The sequence below is a fragment of the Oceanobacillus sp. E9 genome (assembly GCF_001741975.1).
Taxonomy (GTDB): domain Bacteria; phylum Bacillota; class Bacilli; order Bacillales; family Amphibacillaceae; genus Oceanobacillus; species Oceanobacillus kimchii.
In genome coordinates this window covers 51,271-63,910 of record NZ_LSNA01000006.1, presented here as the reverse complement: position 1 = coordinate 63,910, position 12,640 = coordinate 51,271, and the positions used below count along the sequence as shown (strand labels likewise).

General features: G+C 36.2%; 8 protein-coding genes. All 8 read right to left on the bottom strand.

The window, feature by feature from the left end:
• Nucleotides 1-2: 2 nt before the first annotated feature.
• Complete coding sequence (locus tag AQ616_RS07295) at nucleotides 3-1,013, bottom strand: TAXI family TRAP transporter solute-binding subunit (RefSeq protein WP_069685397.1); 1,011 nt, start codon at nucleotides 1,011-1,013, stop codon at nucleotides 3-5.
• A gap of 5 nt (nucleotides 1,014-1,018) precedes the next feature.
• Complete coding sequence (locus tag AQ616_RS07290; protein ID WP_069685396.1) at nucleotides 1,019-2,998, bottom strand: TRAP transporter permease; 1,980 nt, start codon at nucleotides 2,996-2,998, stop codon at nucleotides 1,019-1,021.
• A gap of 112 nt (nucleotides 2,999-3,110) precedes the next feature.
• Complete coding sequence (locus AQ616_RS07285) at nucleotides 3,111-4,259, bottom strand: acyl-CoA dehydrogenase family protein (protein ID WP_069685395.1); 1,149 nt, start codon at nucleotides 4,257-4,259, stop codon at nucleotides 3,111-3,113.
• 371 nt (nucleotides 4,260-4,630) lie between these two features.
• Nucleotides 4,631-5,557 (bottom strand): ketopantoate reductase family protein, encoded by a 927-nt coding sequence (locus tag AQ616_RS07280; RefSeq protein ID WP_069685394.1) that lies wholly within the window; start codon nucleotides 5,555-5,557, stop codon nucleotides 4,631-4,633.
• Between the two features lie 13 nt (nucleotides 5,558-5,570).
• A complete protein-coding gene (locus AQ616_RS07275; protein WP_069685393.1) occupies nucleotides 5,571-7,250 on the bottom strand; it encodes a sigma-54 interaction domain-containing protein in 1,680 nt (559 codons plus the stop codon).
• Nucleotides 7,251-7,903: 653 nt separating this feature from the next.
• Nucleotides 7,904-9,211, bottom strand: coding sequence for a S8 family peptidase (locus tag AQ616_RS07270; protein WP_069685392.1), 1,308 nt, complete (start codon nucleotides 9,209-9,211; stop codon nucleotides 7,904-7,906).
• A 200-nt stretch (nucleotides 9,212-9,411) separates the two neighbouring features.
• On the bottom strand, nucleotides 9,412-11,016 hold the full coding sequence (locus AQ616_RS07265; protein ID WP_069685391.1) for an amidohydrolase: 1,605 nt from the start codon (nucleotides 11,014-11,016) through the stop codon (nucleotides 9,412-9,414).
• Between the two features lie 93 nt (nucleotides 11,017-11,109).
• Entirely contained in the window at nucleotides 11,110-12,627 is a 1,518-nt protein-coding gene (locus tag AQ616_RS07260) for a sodium:solute symporter family protein (RefSeq protein WP_017798074.1), read from the bottom strand.
• Nucleotides 12,628-12,640: the final 13 nt, after the last annotated feature.

Below are 12,640 nucleotides of genomic sequence, written 5' to 3'. Positions count from 1 at the left end.
AATTATTCTAATACACCCATTTCTTCATAGTAACGCTCCGCACCAGGATGCAAATGTTCTGTATCAAAACCATTTAACACAGTATCCAGACTGAAGTCTTTTGCTCGTTCAGGCACTTGTTGTTCAAATGTTTCTAGATTTTCCCAGAATATTTTCGTTATATTGTATACATACTCTTCATCTAAATCCGCCCTCACCGTAAGCATTGTTTCAATGACATAGGTTGGAGTATCCCCATTGATTCCCTCATAGGTACCACCTGGTAGAGATCCTGCAGTAATTCCTAATCCCTTTGCTTCAAGGCCTTCCAGCTTCTCTTCATCAATCGCAAGCAATTTAATAGGATTGGTTACTTCCATCTCTTGTAATGCAGGCACATAAGGTGCTCCTCCAGCTAGAAATACATCTACGTTATTATCTTTAAGCATAGAGGCACCGTCTGAATAGTTTCCATAAGAAGTTTTCCCTCCTGCATTCACAATTGTCTGCTCATCAATCCCATATTCACTCAACATCGTCCAGAAAGCTACAGGACCTCCACCACCTTTTGGTCCAAGAAAAATATGCTTATCAAGAATATCTTCAATACTATTGATTTGTGCGTTATCTGCTGTCGTAGCGATCGTTTGATAAACAGGATAAAGAGTTCCGATAGCTGCAATGTTCTCAAGTGGTTCATCAAATTCATCCCCACCTTCTAGGGCAGCATTAAAATCAGTAGTATAGTTCAATCCCAACTGAATATCTCCTACTTCTAGCGATTTCAAGTTTGCAGTGGATCCACCTTCAAGCTGTGTTGAATTTAAACCACTAAACTCGTTAGAATATAGTTCCGTCATTGTCGTTGTAATTGGATACCATCCTGAACCCATTGGTCCAGAACCAATCGTTAGAAATCTTTCTGGTGCAGATGGTTTATCATTTGAGTCACCGACAGCTTCCCTATCCTCACCACATGCCGTTAACAAAAGAGTACTAAGAATAATTAAGCTGCTTAATATAATTTTTTTCATTACATTCACCTTACCTTTGATAATTTTTTTTCTTCCGTCGTCTCGGCTAATTTATTACCATTAGATTTCTTCTGCCATATAAAGATTCCTATGGCTAAGGCTAAACCTACCAGGTCTCCTAATATCCCTGGTACGACAAGTAACACAGCACTGATAAACATCAAGATTCTCTTTAATGCACCAAGTCGGCCTAAAAAATAATCTTCAAGAGCACCCGCAAATAACACACAGCTTAAAAAAGCAGTACTAATTGCGATTGTCATATCAACAGTATCTCCGCCTTGCATCAGTAAAACTGGATTATAAGCAAAGATAAATGGGATGAAGAATCCTCCCATTCCAATTCTCATGGAATACATAGATGTTTTAAGCGGATCCGAACCAGCTATACCAGCTGTAGTATAAGCTGTAATCGCTACAGGTGGAGTTAAACCTGACATGACACCAAAATAAAATACAAACATATGTGCAGCTACTTCATTAATTCCTAGCTGAATCAACGCAGGAGCAGCTAACACAGCTAAAATGACATATGCTGATACTGTCGGCATGCCCATTCCCATAATAATGGATGCTATTCCAATAAGAATGAGAAGCAAAAGTAAGCTTCCCCCTGCTAAATCAATAACGAACCTTGAAAAAGTGATCCCTAGTCCAGTTATAGATACTGCACCAACAATAATACCCGCTGTTGCACAGGCAGCTATTACCGTTAATGCACTTCTCGCACCATTTTCAAGAGCAGCTACTACGTCAAGAAGCTTCATTCGAGTTGCCTTACGAATCAAACTTAAAAGAATGGCAGCCAAGATCCCAAAAAATCCAGCCTTCATTGGGCTGTACCCATAGACCATTAAGCCAATAATGATAAGGATCGGTAAAAAGAGATATCCTTGTCTTAGTAATACTCTGCTTGCACTTGGTAATTTTTCCTTAGGAATTCCTTTCATTTCTAATCGCTTTGCATGAAAGTACACAACCGCCCCAACAATAAAGAAGTAAATAAGAGCTGGTACCAAGGCATACAAAGCAAGTTGAATATATGGAATTCCAAGGGTTTCAGCCATGATAAAAACGGAAGCACCCATAATAGGAGGCATAATCTGTCCACCTTGTGAGGAAACGGCCTCTAAGGAAGCTGCGAATCTTTTACTATAGCCAAGCTTCTTCATTAATGGAATGGTAAATCCACCAGTGATTGCTGCATTTGCTGCTCCATTTCCTGTAATTGTCCCTACAAGTGCACTAGACCCTACGGCTGATAGTGCTGGGCCTCCAGTTTTATTTCCAAATAACCCGAAAGCAAAGTCTGTAAAAAATTGTCCTCCTCCCGATTTCATTAGAAAAGATCCGAATATAACAAATAATATTAGCACAGTTGAACTAACATAGATTGGTTCACTGAAAATACCTAATGTTCCACTGAACATGTGATCGATCATTTTCTCATACCTAACTCCTGGGTGTGCAAGTGCACCAGGGAAATATTGACCGAAGAGAATATAGCCTAAGAAGAATACCCCAATAGCAGCCATTAATATTCCATTTGTTCTTCTAGTAGCTTCAAGTATCAAAGCGATAAAAAACGTTCCAAAAATAACATCAATTGAACTAATATTTCCTTGCCTGCTTTGAATTCCCTCTGCATCAATGAGCATATAGCCAGCTGTAATAACTGTTACAAGAATAATCAAGATGTCTATTATTCCGAATTTTTTCCCTTTTTTAAATGGGAACAGAAGAAATATTAAAAGAATCGTCCATAAAACGTGTACGCTTCGATGTTGCCAAGAAGATAACGTACCAAATCCGGCTGTATATACATGAAATACCGATAGGCCTATTGCCAATAAGGCAATGATAGACATTAAAATTCTCGTTTTGTTCCATTTTTCTTTTCTAGAATTCCAAAGTTCCTCAACATACGCTGGCTTCTGCTTTACTTTCGTATCAATCTTGTGAACTGTTGCTGACTGAGCTACCATTCTATCACCACCAATCCATCGTTTTTATTATTTTTAATAATGTCTACATTTATCAATTGTAAACATTTCAACCATTTTTGGTAACGCTTACATTTTATTCATTTTTATTTGCTTAATTCTCTTCTAAAATTTTCCTTGCAATAATAAGACGCTGGATCTCATTTGTTCCTTCATAAATTTTCGTAATTCTTGCATCCCGATAGAATCTTTCTACTGGATACTCACCTATATATCCAATCCCCCCATGAATTTGTACGGCATTATCTGCCACTCTGTTAAAAACATCAGATGCATACAACTTGGCCATTGCCGCTTCTTTTATTACTTTTTTGCCAGCATCAATTTTTTCTGCAGCCATCATAGTCAATGTGCGAGCTGCTTCCGTTTCCGTTGCCATATCTGCTAACATCCATTGAATAGCCTGATTATTAGAAATTGGTTGACCGAACTGAACACGTTCTTTCGCATAGCTTGCAGAGAGCTCAATTAATTTGTCACAGGACCCTACTGCTCTAGCAGCTAACCCAACACGACCTTCTCCCAAAATCCTTAGGGCATTGATGTATCCCATTCCAACCTCACCAATTACATTTTTTTCAGGTACAATACAGTTTTCAAAAATGACTTGAGCAGTATAGGAACCTCGTAATCCCATTTTTTTATCTTTTTTTCCAATTATTAGTCCAGGAAAATCCCGTTCAACTAAAAATGCTGTAATCCCACCTTTTGCTCCCCTCTCTTTATCCGTTACAGCAAATACTGTGAAAACATCAGCTACTGGTGCATTCGTGATAAAATGTTTCGTTCCATTAAGCATCCAACTACTGCCTTGTTTTTCTGCTTGGGTTGTTAGATTCGTAGCGTCAGACCCAGCACCAGGCTCAGATAAAGCAAATGCTGCAATTTTATTTCCCGCAGCCATATCCGGCAAATATTTTTGTTTTAAATACTCGGAACCTAGTTTCACAATACCTGTACTCCCAATACCTGTATGAGCACTAATTAAAGAAACATACCCATTGTGAGTTCTGCCTAACTGTTCAAGCACTATCGCTTTTCCTACAGTGTTTAAACTGATTCCACCATATTCTTCTGGAATACTGATACCAAACAATCCTAGTTCCTTTGCTTTCTCAATAAGACGTTCTGGAATAACATCTTCATCTTCAATTTGTTGAGCATATAAGTCGACCTCATTATCAACAAAGTTCTTGATCATTGTTTTCATTTGTTGCAGTTCATCTGTTACTATTCCTATCATTTAATTTCCTCCTTAAAATTTATGTACTTATATATCAACTAGCAAAAACCATGCCAATTCCCACATAATTATGTATATATTTAATACAAATCGTTGTTTATTAAGGTTTACACACTATTTTTTAAATAGGATTTAAAAAATATAATTTGTTTATATTGTTTTTATATTTTTCAATAACTTCAATATTGAATCAAAAAAGTATGAAAAAGGAAGCAAATACCGATTCAATAAAAAATTAATAATTCAAAAATGAATTATTATAATTAAATAAACCATTGTAGTTCATATAATTTGTGAATATAATCAAACAGCCCATACTAAAACAATAAGTATAGGCTGCTTACACTATAAATTTCATTGACTCTTATTTATCAGATGTTCATTGTCACTGGTTCTTTATTAAGATATATTAAGACACTATATAACATTTGAATTTTAGGTACATTCACATTCATTTCGTTTGCTTTTCTCATGACATACCCACAAATTGCTTCTACTTCCATTGGTTTCCCACTTAAACGATCCTGTAGCATGGATGTATTATGCGTCCTTGCACGCTCTGCATTAGTAAAGATTGTTTCCAATGTTTTGCTACGATCTATGTCTACACCTACATTTAAAGCTACATCAATCGCCTCGTTGCATATTGATTCTGCAGTTTTCCTCAAATGTTCATTATCTAAAATCTCCCCCACTTTTGCTGTAGAGACAGCAGATAATGGATTAAAAGTAATATTCCAAAGTAATTTCTTCCATTTTCTTTCAATGATTTTTCCACTGTGTCTTGTATCAATGCCTGCCTGCTGGAAGCTTAAAACAATATCGGAGCATATTTCTCTTGTTGAGGATTCTAGTTCTCCGATTACCAATTGTACTCTTCCCTGCTGACTAATAATACCTGGTTCTTCTATTATAGATTGTATATATGTTGCACAGGAGAAGACACGCTTCGTAGTAAAAATTTCACTTAAAACTTCTTCATTATCGACACCGTTTTGCATCGTTATAATTTTTGCATCTAGATTTAGTATAGGCAGTAATTCCTTCGAAATCTGTTCAGTACTATTTGCCTTCACACAAAACAGTACCAAATCTGAATCAGAAAGATCATGCAGGTTATTAGTAAATGCACTATGAATTGTAAATTTCTCAGAACCATGCTTGACAAGCATGCCATTTTCCCTGGATACTTCAAGATGCCTTCCTCTTGCTAGAAAGGTTACCTTATGTCCAGCCTTATGCAGTAACGAACCAAAAAAACCTCCCACGGCTCCCGCTCCGACAACTCCAATTTTCATGTTAAACATCCTCTCAATTATTTTTTATATCCATCTTGTATTTTTTTAATTTCCTTACAATTGTGGGTTGACTTGATTCCAGTGCCTTTGCTATCTCATATGTACTAGTGTATTTTTCAGCAGCTAAAGAAAGCACTTTTTTCTCAGCAATTTCTACTGCAGCTTTAAGTGATACAAGTTGATTTGTTGTATACTCTTTACTAGTTATATATTCGACTGGAAGATTATCTATCGAGATTAATTCATCACGAGTGGTGACGACTAATCTTTCTATTAAATTAGACAGTTCCCTAATGTTTCCGGACCAATCATAGGATAAGAAAAAGCTTTTCAGATTATAATCTATCGTTTTATTAAGGTTATATTTCTTATTCATTTTTTCTAAAAAATAATGAATCATCGGGATGATATCATCTCTACGTTCTCTAAGTGGAGGAATTTTAATAGGTATTACGTTTAATCGATAATACAAATCCTCCCTAAACTCCCCATTTTCTACCATCGACCTTAAATCCCGATTGGTTGCTGTTATGATTCGGGTGTCTATTTTTTGCGGTTTTGTTCCTCCTATTCTATGAATTTCTCCATCTTGTAACACCCTTAATAATTTTACTTGCAAAGGTAAAGGTAGCTCTCCAATCTCATCTAGAAAAATGGTACCCTTATCTGCTAATTCAAACATTCCTTTTTTTCCTTGACTATTTGCTCCTGTAAAAGCTCCACTTTCATAACCAAATAATTCCGATTCAAGTAAATCAGATGGAATTGCTCCACAATTCACCTTCATAAATTCTCCCTTTTTTGACCTTTCACTATTAGAGTATATATAATTAGCTAATACATCCTTTCCGACACCTGTTTCCCCTAGAATAAGTACGGTTGCATCGATATTAGCAATTCTTTGTGCTGTATCATAAATTAGTTTCATTTGTTCACTTTTCGTAATAACGTCTTTTAATTGATCCGGCCTATTCTTTAAACGTTCTAATTCTTTTTTAAATTTATCGTTCAGTTTATTAACTCGCAATAATTCCGTTTGCAGTTCATATAAATCAGATAAATCTCTAATATTCGTTACAACCTTCTCAATTTCTCCTTTTTCATTATAAACGGGACTTCCTGTTAACAGTGTTTGATTTCCAGCATAATTTATTTGAACTAGTGTAACGGTTCGATTTAATTCAAGGACTTTATTTGTTACAGAATTTTTTAGTATTCCTCTTTCGATGAGAGCGTTAACATTCTTACCAATGTAATACTCTTTAGGAATACCCGTTATTCGTTCAATTGCTGAATTAGTTTTTAATGTTACACCTTTACTATCTGTTATATAGATGCCATCGTATGAGTTTTCAATAATTGCATCCAGTTCCCTATTTAGATTTTTTATTTTTTTAATTTCTTTTATCAGGTCATTTATCTCAGGTGTCTCTACTCCAATTAGTAATCGATTGTTGAGAATTGAGGCAACTTTTATAAAAACAAAAACTTTATCCTCGTATTCAGCGTGGATGAACTCAGAGGATGTTGTTTCTTTCCAGACTGAGAAAAGTTCCATAATATTCTTTCCAATGATTATATTTTCTTCTTTAACCGAATCAATATGATATAAAAGAACTTGATTATTTTTATTTAGGATAAGAAAAGGGACACCATATTCTTCTAACAACCTTTCATTAAAAGTAAGCTGCATTAAACCACCCTTATTTTTATTTTTGAATAGGAATTAAACTTTCCACAAAAAGGATTTCACTGATAATAATTGGAAATCCGTCCTTAGGCATTACTCTGGTCCCAGAAAAATTCCGGATACACAGTAGACGGAATCATTCCTGAAACCGATTAGACCGTTGTTAGGTCTGAACAATCCGAAGAAGATAACAGCCACCATAATATTCTCCTCGTAATATCAATTTCTAATTTCACATGGTTCTCGATCGTAACAGAAAAGTAGTCTTACCATGTGTTCCGATATTTTTCCTAAAAACCCCTCTCTACGCTTATTCTTATTTGACATCATAAGATATATTTAAAATACATAACTAATTTACTAAATATAATATGATGTAAATAGTATGAAATCTTTAGTTGAGCTTATATTAAATAAATACAACAATATCAGAACTAGATCTTCCTTACGTTATGCGACAATTACTTCATCAATTAGTAGCCTATCAATCTGTATTCTTAGAATAGAGCAAACTTCCACTCAGATTTAATACAAGCAACATTAAAAGAAAAATCCGAACTTAATTCAAATTCCCTATTTGAATTAAGTTCGGATTGTTTGCTATTATATCCTGATTTCCCTGAATCACTTAGCATATTAGGTCGCTTTTCCTCTCTCTAACTTTCTTGCACTACCTCAGCAGAATTTTGTCGTTGATAATTCTTTGCCATTTCGACGGCACTTTTGGCTTCAATATATCCCCATATATCATCAAGTGTTGGATGAGATGTTGCTTTTAGGATGCTCTTTATATCATTTGGACTGAGATTAGGATTAGCTTCCAGCATAAGGGCGATGATCCCTGCACAAATTGGTGTTGCCATCGATGTACCCGACAATTGTATATAATTTTCATCGATAACCATCTCCGGGATTTGGGATTCCAACACTGATCCCGGGGCTAACAAGGAGATAATATTTGTACCTGGAGCATATACATCCGGCTTAATCAGCTTATCAATTGTAGGTCCTCTACTAGAATAATCTGCTATTCCATCATCCGTACGCTCTAATGTATTCTTATCATCCGTCGATCCAACCGTAATGACAAATGGGTCAATGGCCGGGGTACTAATCGTTGATGCGGCAGGCCCATCGTTTCCAGCAGCAGCACAAACTACAATTCCTTGATGCCAAGCAGATTGAGCAGCTAGTGATAATGGATCATCCCTGAAAGATTCATAGGCCGGCGCTCCAAGCGAAAGCGAAATAATCCGTATATTGTGCTCTTCTTTATGATCGACACACCATTCCAAACCCTCAATAATCGTGGATAATCTCCCACTCCCTTGCTCATCTAAAACCTTTAGCCCAATAATAGATGCTTCTGGTGCTGGTCCAATATACTTTCCATTGGAGAGACTGCCATTTCCAGCCGCATCACCAGCACAATGTGTTCCGTGTCCATTATCATCATAAGGTTCGCTTTCTCCGTTTATAAAATCTTGAAAAGCTATAATTCTATTTGTCGGATCCGTCAAGTCATCATGGGTATGGACACCTGTGTCGATTACTGCTATCGTAACGCCTTTTCCAGTTAATCCAAGCTGTTCTTGAACATTGGCAGCTCCTGTTTGCTCACTTGCTATATCTAAGAAGGCAGTTACAATCCGATCATAAAAAATCCGATCGACTGCTTCATGGTCTTTAATCTGTTGTATTCTATCAGGTGTTAAATATCCTTTCATCGCATTTATACTGCGTAGTTCTCTATGGAGATTGTTATGGGAGTCAATATTACATACTTTTAAGAGGTTGTCTTTTTTGCCTCTTTCACAATCCTTTTTCAAATAAACGATAAGGGGGATTTCATTGTTGCTAGTTTCATTCTGGTCTACTTTTCGAGAATTCCGTAATTGTTCCACTAAGCCAGGGTCAAGTTTACGTTCTGCATCTTCAAACCATACTTTTTTCCTGTTGCTCATTTTTACTCCTCCTCGATTATTTTTTGTGTTGTTCACTAATAGATTATCAAGGACTAGTAATGGAAACAATCGGACAAGATAACTATTTTTTTGAAAATTTAAACAAAAATATAGTAGTTTTGACGATAGGTAGATAATAATTAGATTCAATGCGAAGTTTGATTGAGTCTATACTATCAAAGAATAGTATAGTTCCTAAATCAATACACTTTTCTACTATAAACAACCTCACCGTCAATCATCGTCCACTCAACCTTTATCTCTGGGATATCATCTACATCAGCACTTAATAATGAACTATCTAGTAAAATTAAATCTGCTAGCTTTCCTATTTCAATACTTCCTTTTATATCTTCTTCAAAAGATGCATAAGCACCATTTAGAGTATACATACGGATAGCGTCCATTAGTGAAACGGTTTTCTCTTTACCAAGTACTTGCCCCGAATGTGTCATTCTTGTTAATGCAGCATGAATTCCACGCATTGGGGAATATGTAGTTACTGGACAATCAGAGCCGAATGCAGCAGGAACATCCGCTTCTAAATAATCATTTAATGGATACATGTTCGAAGTTCTTTCCCCGTAATTAATTGCATACCCATCTCCAAACTCATAGAGAAAGGCAGGATTTGGTGTCGGTATAACATTCTGCTCCTTCATTCGTTGAATTAAATCTGGAGATGCTATACCAGCATGCTCAATTCGATGTCTTGCATCAGGTCTTGGGTGCAGATTATTAGCCTTTTCAATAGTATTTAGCAACATATCAATTGCGGCATCTCCTTGAGCATGGGCAGTAATTTGCCAACCATTTTTATGTGCTGGTATAAAAATCTCGTCTACCTCTTCTTGTTCATAGTACTGCACACCATATTCATCAGCATCACTTGTGTATGGATCTCTAGTCCAAATAGTCGGACCACTACTGCTGCCATCCAAGAATAACTTAACTGGTCCAATTCGATATTTGTCATCACCCAATCCAGTAAAAATAGCTGATTTATTCATACTTCTAACTATTTTATCAGCTCCATTTAAAGCACCAATCATTACATATAATCTTTGTTTAATAATACCTTCTTTTGAATGCGTCTGTAGTTGGCGAATATTCTGTAACCCAAACCCCGATGCTTCATGAATTGAAGTAATCCCTTTCTCTGCAAACTGTTTAGATGCTATTGTATGTGCTTCCTTCATCTCCTCATTGCTAAAGGAAGCCTTAGCGAACATATCCATGTGCGCACTTTCGATCAGCAGTCCATTAAGTTTACCATTTTCTTCTCTTCCAAGCCTTCCACCAGCTGGGTCTGGTGTGATTCCTGTTAATCCTGCTTCTTCAAGCACTCTACTATTAACCACAGAAATATGATTACACGTTCTGGTCAAAATAATTGGATGTTCAGTCGATACTGAATCCAATTCTTCTTTAGTAGGGAATCGCTTTTCTTTAAACTTGCTTTCATTATACCCCCAAGCACGAATCCATTTGCCAGTTTGGGTTTTTGAAGCTTGCTCTTTCATAGCACCTATCAAATCTTTAATAGAATTAATACGCTCATCTTTACAAGATACCGATAACTCATTGGTACCATGTAACGTAATATGTATATGGGAATCAATAAAACCTGGCATTAACGTACGTCCACCTAAATCAATTACTTTTGTGTTCCTATCTTTTAGTTCTAGTATTTTTTCATTGTCACCAACTGCTACTATTTTATTTTTAGAAATAGCAACAGCTTGAGCAACTTCATTACTTGCATTCACTGTGATGACTTCTCCATTAATCATTAAATATGTCATTGTCTCGCCCCTTAAAAAATTTAATGACAGTACTAAATCCCTATGACAGGCTATAAGAAATAGAAATAGATCTCAAAATTCTCATTAATCCGTCTATTTTGTTACTACATAATTTTCATCATCTACTTCTTCTTTTATTTCATCTTCATTCTCTTTAAAATTGTTTAATGCACGGTCAAATCGATCAATTACGTTTTGTTGTCTTGGTGCTGTAGAAAGACTAACCGTTACATACAGAACTACATTTAGAATAAGTCCCCACATAGCAGGATTTAAACCAAATGGACTTGTTATTCCTGGTACAAAAGTGAAAAGTAACGTAACTGCTACTCCACCAAATAAACCAGCGATCGCACCTTTTCCATTTGAGTTTTTCCAAAAAAGTGCACCCATTGTAGGAACAATCAATTGTGCCGTACCACCAAATGCAACAAGCCCGATTGTTACAAGCACTCCTGGAGCAAATAATGCAAGTATATAAGCGATGATGGAAAACAGAAGAATAGCAAAACGTGATACCTGTTTTAGTTGACTATCGGAAGCTTTGGGATTTTGATATCGTTGATAAAAATCCTTCGTAATGACAGTAGATACTGCATGGATTTGACTATTTGCTGTAGACATTGCTGCTGCAGCTCCACCTGCAAGCACTATCGACCCAAACACAATTGGCATATAATCCATTACCATCATCGGTAATATCTGATCTGCATTTTCTACATTTGGCATCACAAGAACACCTGTCCAACTTATTAGTACGGAACCGATATACGTAATCGCAATAAATGAAATGAGGAGAGGCATTAAATTAAATAGTTTACTATTTTTCACTGCATACATTCGTAACCATAATTGTGGTCCCATGATCGCGCCAAGTGCAGTAATCACGCACAAAGAAATCCATGCAGCGTAACCTGATTCCCCTTCTGGACCAGGAAGCGTTAAATGAGCAGGATTTTGCTGACTCATTTGTTCAAACATTGCAGTCGGACCTCCAACAAGGCTTGAAATATAAAGACCAACGAATAATAAACTGAAAAACAAAAGAGCACCATAAATAACATCTGTCCATGCAACTGCACGCATTCCACCTACCCATACATACACAATAATAACAGCATAGAAAAGTGCAGCAGCCATCCAAAACGGAATTACTCCACCAGATGCTACCTCAATTAAGTAGGCACCACCGGTTAATTGAATTTGTAAATAAGGAATAGTAAAAACACTAACAATCAATGCCACAATAATACGCAACTTCTCACTATCATAAAAATCCCCAAGAAAATCTGAAGGAGTTGTATAATTAAATTTCTTTCCTAGATACCAAATTCGTTTTCCTACAACATAGTACAAGTATCCAAATAATATATTCCATGCAAAAGCTGTTAAATAAACAGGGCCATCTGTATAGAAAGAGGCATTCGATCCGAGAAATGCGAATGCACTCCACCAGGTTGCTGCAACTGTAAAAAATGCAGCAATTGACCCCATTCCTCTTCCCTGAATAAAATAATCATCACTGCTGCTTTGTCCTTTAGATGCTGCAACAAACCCTACAATAAGTGGTATTAATAAAAATAGAAATATAATTATACTGCCAGAACCCATATATAAATACCCT